This window comes from Muriicola soli (assembly GCF_004139715.1).
Classification (GTDB): Bacteria; Bacteroidota; Bacteroidia; order Flavobacteriales; family Flavobacteriaceae; genus Muriicola; species Muriicola soli.
Genome location: NZ_CP035544.1, coordinates 1,900,307 through 1,916,168, shown reverse-complemented (window position 1 = coordinate 1,916,168; position 15,862 = coordinate 1,900,307). Strand labels below are relative to the sequence as shown.

At 44.4% G+C, this 15,862-nt stretch carries 10 protein-coding genes and 1 pseudogene; 1 reads left to right on the top strand and 10 read right to left on the bottom strand.

Annotated features, from left to right (window positions below; translation table 11 throughout):
• Positions 1-126: 126 nt before the first annotated feature.
• The 7 genes and pseudogenes from EQY75_RS08675 to EQY75_RS08645 all read right to left on the bottom strand — a co-directional run bounded on the left by EQY75_RS08675 (position 127) and on the right by EQY75_RS08645 (position 9,456).
• Positions 127-1,235, bottom strand: a pseudogene (locus tag EQY75_RS08675) (aspartate aminotransferase family protein).
• A gap of 7 nt (positions 1,236-1,242) precedes the next feature.
• Positions 1,243-3,195, bottom strand: a complete 1,953-nt coding sequence (locus EQY75_RS08670; RefSeq protein WP_425462161.1) for an OstA-like protein — start codon at positions 3,193-3,195, stop codon at positions 1,243-1,245.
• A gap of 106 nt (positions 3,196-3,301) precedes the next feature.
• Positions 3,302-4,588: an adenylosuccinate synthase gene (locus EQY75_RS08665; RefSeq protein ID WP_129604997.1), complete on the bottom strand. Its 1,287-nt coding sequence runs from the start codon at positions 4,586-4,588 to the stop codon at positions 3,302-3,304.
• Positions 4,589-4,603: 15 nt separating this feature from the next.
• Positions 4,604-5,056, bottom strand: coding sequence for a Fur family transcriptional regulator (locus EQY75_RS08660; RefSeq protein WP_129604995.1), 453 nt, complete (start codon positions 5,054-5,056; stop codon positions 4,604-4,606).
• 88 nt (positions 5,057-5,144) lie between these two features.
• Entirely contained in the window at positions 5,145-7,352 is a 2,208-nt protein-coding gene (locus EQY75_RS08655) for a RelA/SpoT family protein (RefSeq protein ID WP_129604992.1), read from the bottom strand.
• A 41-nt stretch (positions 7,353-7,393) separates the two neighbouring features.
• Positions 7,394-8,626: a M48 family metallopeptidase gene (locus EQY75_RS08650; RefSeq protein ID WP_129604990.1), complete on the bottom strand. Its 1,233-nt coding sequence runs from the start codon at positions 8,624-8,626 to the stop codon at positions 7,394-7,396.
• 20 nt (positions 8,627-8,646) lie between these two features.
• Positions 8,647-9,456 (bottom strand): TrmH family RNA methyltransferase, encoded by an 810-nt coding sequence (locus tag EQY75_RS08645; protein ID WP_129604988.1) that lies wholly within the window; start codon positions 9,454-9,456, stop codon positions 8,647-8,649.
• A 73-nt stretch (positions 9,457-9,529) separates the two neighbouring features.
• Between EQY75_RS08645 and EQY75_RS08640 the strand changes: the two genes are divergently transcribed.
• Positions 9,530-10,342 carry a DUF6503 family protein gene (locus EQY75_RS08640; RefSeq protein WP_129604987.1) on the top strand — a complete coding sequence of 271 codons (813 nt, stop codon included), beginning with the start codon at positions 9,530-9,532 and terminating at the stop codon, positions 10,340-10,342.
• Between the two features lie 28 nt (positions 10,343-10,370).
• On the opposite strand, the gene EQY75_RS08635 is transcribed toward EQY75_RS08640, so the two are convergent.
• From EQY75_RS08635 to EQY75_RS08625, 3 genes are all read right to left on the bottom strand, one after another.
• Positions 10,371-11,660: an amidohydrolase family protein gene (locus EQY75_RS08635; protein ID WP_129604984.1), complete on the bottom strand. Its 1,290-nt coding sequence runs from the start codon at positions 11,658-11,660 to the stop codon at positions 10,371-10,373.
• A gap of 10 nt (positions 11,661-11,670) precedes the next feature.
• On the bottom strand, positions 11,671-14,628 hold the full coding sequence (locus tag EQY75_RS08630) for an amidohydrolase family protein (RefSeq protein WP_129604982.1): 2,958 nt from the start codon (positions 14,626-14,628) through the stop codon (positions 11,671-11,673).
• Positions 14,629-14,751: 123 nt separating this feature from the next.
• Positions 14,752-15,819 carry a DUF3810 domain-containing protein gene (locus EQY75_RS08625; protein ID WP_129604979.1) on the bottom strand — a complete coding sequence of 356 codons (1,068 nt, stop codon included), beginning with the start codon at positions 15,817-15,819 and terminating at the stop codon, positions 14,752-14,754.
• Positions 15,820-15,862 lie beyond the last annotated feature (43 nt).

Below are 15,862 nucleotides of genomic sequence, written 5' to 3'. Positions count from 1 at the left end.
ATTACCATTTTTATCTCCAGAGGGGTGCTATATTATTAACAAAATAGTTAACAAATTAGTATTTCATACTATTTAAAACCTCCAGAATGATCTTACAACCCTCTTCGATTTCCGCTTCGGAAATGGTTAGCGGGGGGTAATTCTGACGGCATTTTTCTCAAAAAGCAACCAAAAAAGAACGAGTTTTTTTTGGGCGCACAAAAGTACTAAATCATTTGCGATTTCACTAGTTTTTAAAATAGCACAAAGCATAAGTCCCCTTCCTCTGATCTCCTTAATCAATGGGTGTTTTAGCCGTTCCCTGAACAGGGCTTCTTTAGATAGGGTATCCGGAATCAAGTTTGTTGTCTTGATCTCCCTGAGTGTAGCCAGAGCTGCAGCAGCTATGACCGGATTACCCCGAAGGTGGTGATATGTCCCAGCATTGGTTTTTCCATAAGGGAGGCCATCATTTTTCTCGAAGCGGTAAAGGCACCAGCGGGTAGTCCGCCTGCCATTCCTTTTCCCATAACCAGGATATCCGGGACAATTCCGAAGTGTTCAAAGGCAAACAGCTTTCCTGTTCTTCCGAATCCCGGTTGTATTTCATCGAGGATTAGCAGGGCACCCACCTCGTTGCATCTCCGTCTGACGGCTTTAAGGTAATCGTTTTCAGGCTGTATAAACCCCGCACCTCCCTGAATGGTTTCCAGGATTACGGCTGCAGTACTTTCTGTTATCTTTTCCAGGTCTTCTTTGCGATTAAACGCCATAAAACGCACGTCGGGAAGTAAGGGCCTGAAAGGGGCCTTCCTTTCCTCAAAATCCATCAGGCTAAGACTTCCCATAGTATTGCCGTGATAGGCGTTCTTTGCCGCGATGATTTGAGATCTGCCGGTATACCTCCTGGCCAATTTTAAAGCCCCTTCTATGGCTTCTGTCCCGGAGTTCACCAAATAGGTTGTTTCCAGGGGCTCAGGTAATAATTCCGCAAGTGTTTTGGTGTATTGTACGGCGGGTTGTTGTACGTATTCCCCGTAAACCATCACGTGCATATAGGATTTGGCCTGTTGCTCAATGGCCGAGACCACCGCCGGATGGCAATGCCCCAGGCTACATGCCGAAACCCCTGCAACAAAGTCGAGATGCGCATTCCCCTCCACGTCGTAGATATAACTCCCTTCGGCCCGAGAAACTTCTATGGCCAGGGGATGTGGCGTTGTTTGTGCCTGATATAAAAAGAAGTCTTTCTTCATCTTCTTGTTATTTCCCTATCACCCTAAAGATCCAAATGTCGTCTGTGTACTTGCCGAAATATTGAGAATCCCTGGCTTTTTCGGCTTCTTCTCTGGTATCGTATCGATCGAGATACACATAGGTGAAGTTGTTTTTCTTTCTGATAAACGACTTAGGTTGAATATCCCGGTCTGCAAGGATCCTTGTAAAGTGGGAAAAATTCTCTTCTTTCTCAAAGACATTGGCGATAAGGTAATAGCCGGGTTGTAGATCGGACTCGCCTTTTACTTCCTCAAAACGTGATTTCGAAGCCACCTCAGCTGTTTTACGCCCGGGTATCGGAACTGTCTCCGTCTTGGAAGAATTTATAAAATCTCGGGCTTTTTCTTCCACCTCCAGCATGTCGGGATCCATATCCCGGTCTATAGGGTTGTCCAGGCCCTTGATTTTAACCAGGGTAATGTTGTTGTCATCCTCGTCAAAAATTTCTTCCTTGCTTCGTATTCGTTCATCCCCACGCCAGATAAACCCTTTTAGCTTTCTGCTGTTCTCAGGCAGGTCCTGTTCTGGGAAAATGTCGCCGTCGGGATTGGTAAAAAAGGTGATATCCTCTATATCACTGTTTTCAAAAGTGAGTCTGATGGCACTGCAGATCGTTTTGTTGATCCCGATAAGTTCCTGATCATCGTTGTACATATAATAGATGACCTCTGTATTTTTGACCAAATCTGCGATTTTGAGTTCGTTTTCAATGAACTTTCCGAATAAGTCCTTCCCCTTGGCCTGATTGAATCCCTCCTTTCCTATGGTGTCCTGAGAGATCACAAAGGCATTATTTATTACCTTGAGTGAGTCTAACTTCTCGGTTTCCATATCAGAGATCAGATGTATACTGTCTCCGGTCATCTGATTTTCAAGATTCCATAGGATGGGTTGGCGTATAAGCTGAGTGATCCCGGTTTTTTGTTCAAAATGCAATGAATCACATTTCCCACTGAGATCGGTCTTGTAAAACTTTGTATTTCTGAAGGCCCTGAGGATGCGATCATCGGGTTTTCCTGTAACCATAAGCGTATCCCCGTGAATGTATAGGGAGTCCTGTTCTACCAAGCTGATCGATACGGCCCTTTTTGTGGCAAAGACCGAATCTTTTGCCTTAAACACTTCAGCGTAGTGCGCCCTGATCACCCCGTTGTTGATCGTATCGGTTACCTTGATATTATTGGTAGCCGAGGCAAATTCCCTTGCCTTGTTGAAATACACACTATCCCCTTCTATGATCCGGTTGTTATAGTTGATTTTTGTATTTTTTATCCCATACCCTGTTTCTACCTTGGTATCGTAAAAGCCCCTTTCACAATAGAGGGTATAAGTTTCTCCCGTAATGGTTGAAGGGCCATACATATAGGCGTTTTTTGAGGTGGTATAGTAATCCAGCTGACTTGATTCAACGGTGTATTCAGGGTTTTTTATTTTGACACTTTGAAGGAATTGGTATTTCTTGGGTTCCATATAGTACCTGCCTATTTTGCTCGTCAGTGTATTGGCAGAATCTACAATGGTGCCAGAGTTGTTGTAATAGGATTCCTGATTTTGCCGGTCAAAATACAAAGTGTCTGTTCGCAGGGTCATATCGGTGTTCTTTAACACTACTTTTTCCCAGGCTTTGGCTAATTTTATATTTCCGTCATAATCAATCTTCCCGCTGGTCATCTGGATGGAATCGCCTTGTTTAAGCCGGATATTTCCAATGGCCCTTAGTTTGTTCTCCTTTTGGTAGAAAATCGCAATATCGCACCATAGATCGGCACCCTGGTGTTCAAATTGCACTTGCCTGTCGTCTTTACTAAAAATAGAAGCTCCGGGATATTTTGCTTCGTCTTTTGTAAAATTAGCTCCGTAGACAATATTGATTTGCCTGGGCTTGGTATTCTCTTCCTGGGCATGCAGCCAATGGAATGGCAGGGCAAATAGAAGTATGAGGAGTATTCCTTTCAAGGACTTTGTTTTGATCAAAAATAGGATTTTTTGATGCAGAAGAATTTTCTTTAGTACAGTTTTAATACTTCCCAGTCTGAGCTGCACCTCAGGAAACAGCCAGCTCCCTGTGGATGGTCTGGGTTCGGTCTGGCCCAACAGATACGATCTGAATAGGCACTTCCAGAGCCTCTTCCAGAAATTCAATATAGGTCATTAAATTCTCAGGTAACTGCTCTTCTGAATTCATTTTTGTGAGATCCTGTGCCCAACCTTTTAATTCGGTATAGATCGGTGTAACATTCGTCGCCTCAATGTTATAGGGCAAATGGGAGATTTTTTCTCCTTTGTAATGATATGCCGTACACACCTTAATCGTTTCGAATCCACTCAAGACATCAGATTTCATCATCATCAGATGGGTAACCCCATTGATCTGTACTGCGTATTTCAAGGCAACCAGGTCGAGCCAGCCACAGCGCCTCGGTCTTCCTGTAGTAGCACCAAACTCATTTCCCACTTTCGCCATGGCCTCACCAACTTCGTCAAAGAGTTCAGTTGGGAAGGGCCCGCTTCCCACCCTGGTGGTATAGGCCTTGAAAATCCCGTAAACCTTATTGATCTTATTTGGCGCAACCCCCAGGCCGGTACACGCTCCTGCCGCTGTTGTGTTGGAAGAGGTTACATAGGGATAGGTGCCAAAGTCGATATCCAGGAGGGATCCCTGAGCCCCTTCAGCCAGGATAGACTTGCCCTCTCTTTGGGCCTGGAACAGATATTCTTCACTATCGATAAACGTAAGTTTCTTCAGGGCTTCCACCGCTGAAAAGAAATCGGCTTCAAGCTCCTGCAGGTTGTATTGAATGTCCACATCATAAAAGTGGATCATCGCTTCGTGCTTATCGGCAAGCTGTCGATATTTTTCTTTCCAGTTATCCAGTTCAAGGTCTCCAACCCTTAGTCCATTTCGGCCGGTCTTATCCATATAGGTAGGGCCTATACCTTTCAGGGTAGAACCGATCTTCGCCTTGCCTTTAGCGGCTTCCGAAGCAGCATCCAGAAGTCGGTGTGTGGGAAGGATTAGATGTGCCTTGCGGGAGATCAACAGCCGCGTTTTAATGTCGAGTTCAAATTTTTTGAGATTATCCAGTTCCCTTCTAAAAATTACCGGATCGATAACCACTCCATTACCTACTACATTGGTGGCCTCTTCGTGAAATATCCCCGATGGAATGGTGTGTAACACGTGTTTGAAGCCATCAAATTCGAGCGTGTGCCCCGCATTTGGCCCTCCCTGAAATCGCGCTATTATATTGTAATTCTTGGTAAGTACGTCAACAATCTTTCCTTTTCCTTCGTCTCCCCATTGGAGACCTAGTAGTAAATCTACCGCCATGTAACTTATGTATTGTTAGTTTGCTTCTTCGTGTTGGTTTCTCGTGCCGTAAAAATAAAGCGAATGATTGTTAATCTTGATATCGAAAACCTCTTCAATCGTTTTTTTGATCGACTGAATCCGTGGATCACAGAATTCAACCACTTCGCCTGTGTCTGTCAGGATCACATGATCGTGCTGCCTGTCAAAATACGATTTTTCATACTGGGCCTGATTCTTGCCAAACTGATGCTTTCGAACCAATTTGCACTCCAGTAAAAGCTCAATGGTATTGTACAGGGTAGCCCTGCTCACCCGGTAATTTTTATTCTTCATTTTGATATAAAGCGATTCGATATCAAAATGGTTATCCGTATCGTAGATCTCTTGTAAAATAGCATAGCGTTCAGGCGTCTTTCTGTGGCCGTTGTCCTCCAAAAAGGCCGTGAATACGTTCTTTACAATTTCCTGATCCTTATTTCCTTTCATGCTTGATTCTCCTGCATTACCCTGCAAATGTACAGCTAAAAATATTAAAACTACAGCCTGGTTACGGGTGGATTGACCCTGGTCATATTTAGGTTCTGGTTACCTTGTCGATCCCTTTTACATCTTTTAGGTTTTCCATTACTTTTTTCAGAATGGCCTTGTTTTTAACTACTACCGTGATCCTCCCCGAGAAGGTTCCTCCATCCGTATCAAAATTCAGATTCTTCATATTTACGTGCATGTTATCTGAAATGATCTCAGTGATGTCATTAATAAGGCCAAGATTGTCTAATCCCGTGAGTTTGATCTCTGCAGTAAATTCTTCCTGGGTAGAATCTATCCATTTCGCACTGATGATCCTGTAGGCATAATTAGACTGCAGGGATATGGCATTAGGACAATTTTTCTTATGCACTTTGATGCCATCATTGACGCTGATAAAGCCAAATACTTCGTCTCCCGGAATAGGGTTACAGCACTGTGATAACTTGTATTCCAGTTTTTCCTCTTCTTTTCCAAAGACAAGCATGTCAAATTTGGAAGTAATTTCATCTTTGTCAATGTCCTCAGGAACAGGCTTTTTTCGCATCCTGTTCTTAAAGAAACTGATAAAGGCATTATTGTAAGAGGAAGCAAAGTCCTTGATCTTCTGGTTGTCTATAGAACCAATGCCCACCCTGTAGAACAGGTCGAGGCTGGTCTTGAGTTTGAAATAAACCACCATTTTGTTAATGGAATCCTCGTTCAGCGTTACCTTCTGAGACTTTAACTTTCGGCGTAATATTTCTTTGCCTTCTTCGGCGACGGCCTTTTTCTCATCCCTGAGTGACGCCCTGATTTTTGAACGGGCCCTTGCCGTGGTAGCGTATTCCAGCCAGTTTTGGTTGGGCTTGGCACTATCTGAAGTGACGATCTCAAGCTGGTCTCCACTTTTAAGTTGGGTACTTAGGGGTACCAGTTTTCCGTTTACCCGCGCTCCTCTGGTTCGCATTCCTACTTCCGTATGGATATTAAAGGCAAAATCGATGGGCGTGGCACCTTTGGGCAGTGAAATAAGTTCTCCTTTTGGTGTAAATACAAAAATCTCCTTAGAATACAAATTGAGCTTAAACTCTTCAACAAAGTCCACTGCATTGCCATTAGAACTTTCCAGAGCCTCCTGTAGTCGATTTAGCCATTCTTCTATTCCCTGTTCCTTCTGATCCCCGTGTTTGTATTTAAAATGTGCCGCGTATCCCTTTTCGGCAATCTCGTGCATACGTTCGCTACGGATCTGAACTTCTACCCATTTGCCCTGAGGCCCCATCACTGTGATGTGAAGGGCTTCGTATCCGGTCGACTTTGGGGAAGAGATCCAATCGCGTAATCGTATTGGGTTGGGGGTAAAGTGGTCCGTTACAATAGAATATATCTTCCAGGCCAGGAATTTTTCGTTTTTCTTATCCGATTTATAGATGATACGAATAGCAAATTTATCGTAGATCTCATCGTAGGAAACATTTTGTGTATTCATCTTTTTCCTGATGGAAAAGATGGATTTCATCCTGCCTTTGATGGTGTATTTCAGTTTTTCCTTATCAAGTGAATCACGAATCACCGCCGAAAAATCATCGATGTATTGCAGTTGCTCCTCCTTGGTCTCCTCGATCTTGCTTTGGATGTCGTTGTACACCTCAGGTTCGGTGTACTTTAAACTGAGGTCTTCCAGTTCGGTCTTAATATTGTACAAGCCTATCCGGTGCGCCAGGGGCGCGTAGATATAGAGGGTTTCCGATGCGAGTTTTACCTGCTTGTCTTCAGGCATGGAATCCATGGTGAGCATGTTGTGGTATCGATCGGCGATCTTTATAATAATCACCCGAACATCATCATGAAGGGTAAGGAGCATCTTGCGGAAGTTTTCCGCTTGCTGTGAAATGTTGGTATCCTTCTTTAAATGGGCAATTTTTGTAAGTCCGTCTACGATCCTCGCCACCGTTTCCCCAAAAAGGCGCTCAATATCATCCAGGGTGTATTCAGTGTCCTCCACCACATCGTGAAGTAGGGCCGAAGCAATAGAAACTGCATCCAGTCCAATTTCTGAAGCTACAATCTTAGCTACAGCAATAGGATGGAATACATAGGCCTCACCTGATTTTCTCCGTTGATTTTTATGGGCGTCTACCGCCACATCAAATGCAGATCGAATCAATTTTTTATCCTGAGGACTAAGCGTCTGATAGCTAATCCGAAGCAATTCTTTGTATTGCTTCGCGATTTCGCGGTTCTCCTTGTCAATTACGGTGTCACTCCTCATATTTTAAAATTACCACAATCTTTTGTAGTAACCAACAAAAATCATGCCCCGAGCCTGCGGACACGGGCAACCAAAGGGGGATGGGAGTAATGCATAAATACGTAGGCAGGGTGGGGGGTGAGGTTACTCAGGTTATTGCGGGATAATTTTTTCAGGGAATTAATCAGCGGCTTTGCGGCGAGGGTCTCTTTTGCATAATGGTCTGCCTGATATTCGAACTGTCTTGACATATAATTCATCGCAAGGCCTGTTAATTGTGAAACCGGACTGTACAACAAACCGAAACCAATCAGGGCCGCGTGAAAACTGGGTATTTCCACTCCAATAGCGCGTGCTACCTCAGGGTTATTGATAAATAAGGACAAGAGGAATAAAGTGAAGCCCGTAAGTAACAAGGAAACCGATAGATTGGCTATGATGTGGCGGCGTTTGTAATGCCCCACCTCATGCGCAAGTACGGCCACAATTTCTTCCTCTTCCAGGTCGTTGATAAGGGTATCGTACAGGGTGACTCTCTTTTCCTTCCCGAATCCTGAGAAATACGCATTGGCCTTGGTCGATCGCTTTGAACCGTCTATGACGAAAATGTTCTGCAATTCAAACCCTACTTTTTGGGCGTAGGCCTCGATCTTCTCTTTGAGGCTGCCGTCTTCCAGGGGTGTTTGTTTGTTGAATAACGGGACGATGAGCCTACTGTAAAATAGATTTATAAAGACGGTAAAAACCGCGATAAGTCCCCAGGCGTAGAGCCAGAAATCTGAGCCCGCCCATTGAAAAAACCAGATCACCAGCGAGAGCATAAGGCCGCCTATTATTGCAAGCATTATCCATCCCTTGATCTTATCGATCAGAAATAATGTTCTACTCGTTTTATTAAACCCGAATTGCTCTTCAATCACAAAGGTTTTGTAATAGGAGAAAGGAGTCATCAGTATGTCGCTACCCAGCATAATGATTGCAAAAAACAGCAAGGCCATGCCAATGGGGTGGTCAGTGATTCCCCTGACGGTTTCATCTACCCATTGAAAGCCACCTAAGCTCAGGAATGATAAAATAACAAGAAGGGAAAAGCCTGAGGTGAGCAAACCGAAATTGTAATTTGTCTTTTTATAAGCCTGAGACCGCGCGTATTCCTCTGCATCGAAAACATCTTCGAGCTCCGGCGGGATGGGCTTGGTAAAACTTTTTGCATTGAGGTAATCCAGGTAAGATTCAACGAGAAACTCCAGGATAAGAATAAACAGGATAAAATAAAAAAGGGTAGTACTACTCATACCTTTAAAAAAGATTGGTTTTATTGCCCAAGACGCTGTCTCTTGGCCTCAAAGATAAGGATTGCGGCAGAGACCGAAACATTCATCGAATCGATCTGCCCTTCCATGGGAATAACCACGCTTTGGTCTGCATTTTTAACCCAGCCGGCAGTCAATCCTGTCGCTTCTGTTCCCACAGCGATAGCACATCCACCTGAATAATCTGCCTGGGTATAGGGAATGGCATCTTCGAGTGTAGCTGCAAAAATACGGATCTGTTTTTCCTTTAAAAATTGTACAATATCTTCGCTTTTTCCCATGGCGACAGGGACTGTAAAAATGCATCCCACGCTAGATCTGATCGTATTGGGATTGTAGAGGTCACTTTTGGGGTTAGCGATAAGGACTGCATCGAGATTTGCTGCATCAGCAGTGCGCAAAAGTGCTCCGAGATTTCCCGGTTTTTCAGGAGCCTCCGCTACCAGGATGAGAGGCTTGTCTGGTAAGGCGAGACTCCTGGGATCGTGAGATTTGGCCTGGGCTACCGCCAATATGCCTTCTGTTTTTTCCCGGTAGGCCAGTCTTTGGTAAACGTCTTTAGTTAATGTTATAAATTCAGGTTTAGTATTCGAGTTTTTCATTAAAGCTAAGGCTTCTTCCAGGGAGAATATTTCCGGATATACCAAAACAGTGGTAAGCTTATACCTCCCCTTAAGCGCCATTTTAATCTCGCGCTGACCTTCAACAACGAACAGGCCGCTGCTTTCCCGCCCTTTTTTCTTTTCTTTGAGATTAATAATCTTCCGGACCTGCGGATTCTGGAGACTGCTGATTTCTTTACTGCCCTGCATAAAACAAAAATAGAGCAATCTGTAAACTTTCCGGTGGAAACTCGACAGAGCAGGGGTAAATAAATTCTATACGATGCGAAACACTGTACTTTTCCTGATCATTTTACTAGTCATTAGTTGTAAGGACATGCCTAAAGAACAACCGGATAAAGAAATGAAATCTGAGATTGTTGAAGAAGAAGTTCAAGAATACCCCGAAGCTTTAAACGAGGTTTTTAAAGCACACGGAGGCCTTGCTAGCTGGAAAAATCAGAAGTATCTGTCTTATGAAATACCGAAAAAATCGGGAAGGGAAAAACACCAAATTGATCTGTATTCCCGAAAAGATATTGTTGAAACCGATGACTTCTCCATGGGGTTCGACGGGCAGGACGTCTGGCTCTTTGATCCTGAAGGGAAATACAAAGGAGATCCGGTTTTCTATCATAACCTGATGTTCTACTTTTACGCTATGCCCTTCGTACTTGCCGATGATGGAATTGAATATTTTGAGACCGAAGCCATCAGCTACAATGGCAAGGAATACCCGGGAATTGGAATTCGCTATGAGGATGGAATTGGTACTTCTCCGGAAGATGAGTACTATTTACACTATGATCCGGAAACCATGCAGATGGCCTGGTTGGGCTATACGGTTACCTATAGAACCGGGGTGCCTTCTGATGACATCCACTGGATCAGATATAATAATTGGACGGATATTTCAGGCCTCTTACTGCCTCAGTCAATTACCTGGCATAAGGTGGAGGAAGGTAAAATTGGTGAGCCCGGAAATACCGTTGCGTTTCAAGAAATTAAAGTGAGTGAGCAGGCTGCAGATAAAGAAGTGTTTGCACGTCCTGACCATGCGGAGATCAGGAAGCCGGTGAATACTACAGAGAAATAAAAAAGGGGCAATTTGCCCCTTTTTACCTTTATTCTCCCTCGTATTTCCCCATATACCTTTTCCACAATTCGGTTTGATGGGTTTCCAGGGATAATTCCCTTCCATCAATAAAAGCATGGGTAAGTTGATTCCCCCTCATATCCAGTGCATCTCCTTCTGAAATAAACAGAGTAGCGCTCTTACCTACTGCCAGGGTACCATAAGAATCGTCAATGCCCAATATTTTAGCAGTATTTCCACTGATAAGCTGCAGGGCCACTTCCTTGTCTAATCCCTGTCCCACCACTTGCCCGGCATAAAAGGGTAGGTTCCTGGTCTGGAAATTGGAAGCATCGGCATTTTGCAAGCCCACTAGTAATCCACCGTCAACCAGAAGCTTTGGCAACTTGTAGGTCATGTCGTAATCATCATCGTCAAATTCCGGCAAGCTATGCGTGAAATTAACCAGGACGGGAATGTTGTGATTTTTCAGAAAAGCTGTGATCCTGTGGGCGTGATAACCACCTACGAGCACGAGCTTATTAATATCAGCCTCTTTAAGGGCAGTGATAGCATCTACAATCTGTTTTTCATCCTGGGCATATACGTAGAGGGTTTTGGAGCCATCAAATAAACCTTGGGAGGCTTCAAAGGCCGGATTTACACTCTCGGCTTTTCCTTCTCCGTATACCCGGGCATTTTTTAAAAACGAAAGCAATTCATCTACTTGTTCTTTGTAATCCTTATTGGGTTGGTAGCCCCTTGGTTCTCCTAACCACCAGCGACCACGCCTGAAAGTATTAGGCCAGTTCAGGTGAATGCCATCATCTACCTTAACCGCAGCATCTTCCCAATTCCAGGCATCAAACTGTACTATGGATGAGGTACCGGAAATCCTTCCACCCCGGGGAGTAACCTGACCTAGAAGTACGCCATTGGGCCTCATACTCTCAACCACTTTCGATTCAGCGTTGTAGGCAATAAGGCTTCGTACATGAGGGATAAGCGACCCAATTTCATCCTGGTCGTTACTGGCCCGTACGGCATTGACTTCAATAAGTCCGAGGGATTTTCCCGGAGCAATAAATCCGGGATATAAGTGCTTTCCACTGGCGTCAATTACCTTGCCCTTCGGAGTGACATCAGCCCCCATGGCGGTGATTTTTCCCGCTTCAAATACGAGGGTGCAATTCTCTATGATAGTCCCATTCCCAACATGGGCCGTAGCACCTGTGATCGAGATAGATTCTGTCTGGGCCGGGGCAGGTGTTTGCTGCGCTAGGCCGTTTTGATTGATCCCTGTTAACAGGGCGATTACGATATATACTAATTTTTTCATATTCCTGATATTATAGGGTATCACAGTTAAATCTTTCTTTCTTGCTTTGTGTGGGTCGCTGCATTTTACTCCCTCCGTCTTTCTCATCAAGCATCATCCTGACCAGCTCACTGCGCTCCTTTTTAATGGCTTCCCTCAAGGCCTTGTCTTCCTGTAGGTCAAAATAAGTGGTTCCCTGAATAATGGTTTTTTCTGCTTTGGCATAAACCGAGAGAGGGTGAGCATTCCAAAGTACCAGATCGGCTTCCTTTCCTTCTTTTATACTTCCCACGCGATCATCGATGTGTAGAAGTTTTGCAGGATTCAGAGTCACTGTTTTCCAGGCTTCCTCCTCAGACATCCCCCCGTATTTCACGGTTTTACCTGCTTCCTGATTTAAGCGCCTTGACATTTCGGCGTCATCACTATTGATGGCAACTGTAACCCCCTGGCTCGCCATGATGGCTGCATTATATGGGATCGCATCATTTACCTCGTATTTGTATGCCCACCAGTCGCTGAAAGTAGATCCTCCCACACCGTGTTCAGCCATTTTATCGGCCACTTTATACCCTTCGAGGATGTGGGTAAAGGTATTCACCCTGAAATTGAATTTTTCAGCAACTTTCATCAGCATGTTGATCTCACTTTGTACGTAAGAATGGCAGCTGATAAATCGTTCTCCCCGGAGAATTTCTGCAAGGACCTCCATTTCTTCATCGTAGCGATAAGGCTTCCCACTTTCTTTTACAGCCTGGTATTCTTTGGCTCTCTGGAAATAGTTTACAAAAACCTGTTCTACCCCCATCCTGGTTTGGGGAAAGCGATTGAAACTGTTCCAGTTACTCTGCTTTACGTTTTCTCCCAGAGCGAATTTTATAAATTTAGGCATGTTCTCGAAGATAAGCTGGTCTGCAGATTCTCCCCATTTTAGCCTGAGAATTGCCGACCTTCCTCCAATGGGATTGGCTGATCCGTGTAGCAATTGTACGGTGGTTACTCCTCCGGCCAGATTGCGGTACAGGTCCATATCCGAGGGATCTACAACATCGGTCATTTTTACTTCAGCAGAAGAATTCTGTCCGGCCTCGTTAATAGCCAGCCCGGCAATATGACTGTGCTCGTCAATAATTCCAGCAGTAAGGTGTTTCCCGCTGGCATCAATTACTTTGGCACTTCCGGCGTTGAGGTTCTTACCGATTTTAGAAATTTTTCCATTCCTGACCAACACATCTGTATTTTGCAATACGCCTTCGGCTTCTCCTGTCCAAACAGTTGCATTTCTGAACAACATATCTTCTGCCTTCCTTTTTTCAGTATAACCGTATCCTACATTAGGAAATTTTAATGGCATAACTTTCGGAGCTACGGAATCCCCCTCCTCTTTTTCTGAAGAGGTGCTTGAAGGTCCTTCCTTCCGCATTGCCGTAAATTGTGAATCAACACCATTGGGCAGGATTAGCTTTCCGTTTAAGTTGTCACTATCCGTATTGACCCTCGCCGTCATCCGGTAGGTATCCCGATCGGCTGTTGTTACAGACATCGTAACCCAGTCCCCGTCGTAACTGAATTTTGAGGTCAGTTTTACGGTATCCTGCTTTACTTCAGCCTTGGGTTTTGAAACTTCCCCGCTGATACTGAGATCATAGGTAGTGCCTCCTACCCGGAGGTCGTATGTTCCACGTATATCTTTCAGATCCATGGCATTGATCATATTTTTTTGTCCCTGGACCCAGTTTTCATAGAGAGTGGTTTCCTTTTCAAAAACACTTCCGGAGGTTATCAGGAAATTCGCATAGCGCCCGGGCTGCAGAGATCCTATCATCTGAGACTTGCCCAAGAGGGTCGCCGGAGCCAGGGTAAGGGCTTCCAAAGCCTTTTCTTCAGATAAACCATAGGTAATGGCCTTTTGGATCTTTTCTTTCAAGGCCGATGGACTTTTAAGATCGTGTAGGGTAAAACTAAAAGCAATTCCATTATCGGCAAGGACCTTGGGATTAGAAGGTGCCTGGTTCCAATGCCTCATATCTTTCAGAGAGACATAATCGGCCTGAAAAGGATCCGAAACGTCATAAGCATCCGGAAAATTAACCGGAATGATGAGTTTTGCATTGGTCGACTTGATTTCGTCAATAAGTTCAAATTCATTTCCACCTCCCAGGATGGCATATTGAACACCAAAGGCATCACCTATTTTGTCTGCCCTGAGGATATTCCCGGCATTTCCTGCTGCAAAAACCTGAACCAGGCCTTTGTTCTCAAGCAGGGCCTCCAAAGATCTGTCTTTGGTATCTACCATCCCTTTCTGATACCAGGAGGCATCACTGTACATCTGCCTAAGCAAGGCCATCGCACCCATAAGGGAAGTGGGATACGACTGATTTTTTAAGATACTTCGGTCAAAAGAAAAATACTGAGCAGAATTGTCGTCGACAATGCGTTCAGCTTCGTTCCCTTCAGAATTAAGAGCTACCAAGACCCCGGTTCCGCGTGCAATACCATCCTGAATATGGGAGTTGACAACACCAAAGCCTGCTTCACGGAGGGCCTTGGCACTTTTGTCGTCGTACTTATACGAATTGATCGCGTCAGCTTCCGGCATGATGTGATCATTCCAGTAGAATCCCTCGCGGGTGGGATCGTATTGAGGAGAGCGGCCACCCCCTGATGGGCGTTTTGGCTGCTCTACCCCAAAAGTGGAATACACATCAATAAAAGAAGGATAAATGTATTTGCCTTTCAGATCGATAACTACGCTATTAGAGGGAATATTAACCGATGCAGCTGCAGAAACCACTTTACCATCTTTAATCAATAAAGTCCCGTCTTCTATGATCTGCGACGGCGTTACATAGATCCTGGCATGGGTAAGCGCAGTATAATTATTATTTTCTGCTTTCACCCCGTCATTTTTCGGAAAGTAGTCCTGGGAAGAAAGTGGTACCGCACATAAGCAGGCGATAGCCCAGATCATGTATTTTAAATTCATAAAGGCTGTATTTTAAATTAGCGGCCTAAAAATAAACGAACTGTTGAGAATTGAAGGGTATTCCCATCTTTTTAACATATGACCGTGCTATTCGCATGTAGTGCGAAGTTCAAGACTGAGTTTTTAAAGGGGTGATTGCTTGTGATAAGCCACGAGAAGTGCTACTACCTGATTGTAACTGCGAATCCCCTCCACTTGATTGTTGGCTTTTAAAAAACTGTTGTAGACTTCTTTAAAAACAGGCTCGAGAGGATTTTCATAGGAGATCCAAAAATCACTAAGCTCTTCGTAGTCTAATTTTATTCCCTGGTTTACCTTCCCGTAGACCTCCTGAAATTTATCCTCGTCCTGGAACCTGAGATCTGCGAGACAATATCCAAGGGCATAGGAGAGGGCTGCGTATTTAATATGCGGGTCGTTTTGGTTGACGGCCCTCAGATACCCGATAAAATTAGCTTCATTTTCAGCGGCATACCCCAATTGATGTGCCATCTCGTGACAACTGACCACAGGGAACCTGAACATGGGTATTTTCCTATTGACTTGTGATTCGAGGGTAAAGGGATTGAGATAGCCTCCATAGCCCATATAGGTAAGAGCCAAACTGTAGAGCGATCCTTTGATACTGGGGTTTGTATACTCTAATTCCGGGAATTCGTCAGATACAGGATGGTCTTCAGCTCCTACTTTTTTGAAGATCTCCCGGCGGCTAAAGGAAAAGCTTACTTGTACGCTATCATTGCCCGTCAAAACCAGATGTTGTCGATTGGCTTCTTCAGTGAGTCGGGTTGTAAATTCGAGCAATTCTTCCACGGAATAGGAAGCTTGTAAGCCCAATGTTTTTGCAAGTGGTTCGCGATAGTAGTTAAGGCCCCAGAGCAGGTGAAAGGTCAGATATGCCACTGAGAAAACTACCAGCAGGTTTCGAATAAATGCGACAGGTTTTGTTCTAATGTAAATCCACTTAGTAAATAGATAGCGTATGGCCAGCAGTCCTAAAAGGGTATAGAGAATGTCGCCCAGGGAAAATGGAATCCAGCCGTAAAGCCAGCGCATGCTTTCCGCAATTACCGGGTAAATACCGCGACTGTAGTACTCTTCAATAAAGGAAGGATAATTACTGATCCAGCTAATCAGAATGATTTGGACGGGTAAAGCGAGGACAATAGCGTTTTTCAGCCTGTAATTCATGACTGTAAATTTACCCATTTTTATGAGTGCGTTTCAATAGGGC

Coding starts and splice junctions, on each gene's coding strand:
- EQY75_RS08645 (WP_129604988.1), bottom strand. CDS start 9,456: ATGCAGGGCAGTAAAGAAATCAGCAGTCTCCAGAATCCGCAGGTCCGG.
- EQY75_RS08625 (WP_129604979.1), bottom strand. CDS start 15,819: ATGAATTACAGGCTGAAAAACGCTATTGTCCTCGCTTTACCCGTCCAA.
- EQY75_RS08630 (WP_129604982.1), bottom strand. CDS start 14,628: ATGAATTTAAAATACATGATCTGGGCTATCGCCTGCTTATGTGCGGTA.
- EQY75_RS08635 (WP_129604984.1), bottom strand. CDS start 11,660: ATGAAAAAATTAGTATATATCGTAATCGCCCTGTTAACAGGGATCAAT.
- EQY75_RS08640 (WP_129604987.1), top strand. CDS start 9,530: ATGCGAAACACTGTACTTTTCCTGATCATTTTACTAGTCATTAGTTGT.
- EQY75_RS08665 (WP_129604997.1), bottom strand. CDS start 4,588: ATGGCGGTAGATTTACTACTAGGTCTCCAATGGGGAGACGAAGGAAAA.
- EQY75_RS08650 (WP_129604990.1), bottom strand. CDS start 8,626: ATGAGTAGTACTACCCTTTTTTATTTTATCCTGTTTATTCTTATCCTG.
- EQY75_RS08655 (WP_129604992.1), bottom strand. CDS start 7,352: ATGAGGAGTGACACCGTAATTGACAAGGAGAACCGCGAAATCGCGAAG.
- EQY75_RS08660 (WP_129604995.1), bottom strand. CDS start 5,056: ATGAAAGGAAATAAGGATCAGGAAATTGTAAAGAACGTATTCACGGCC.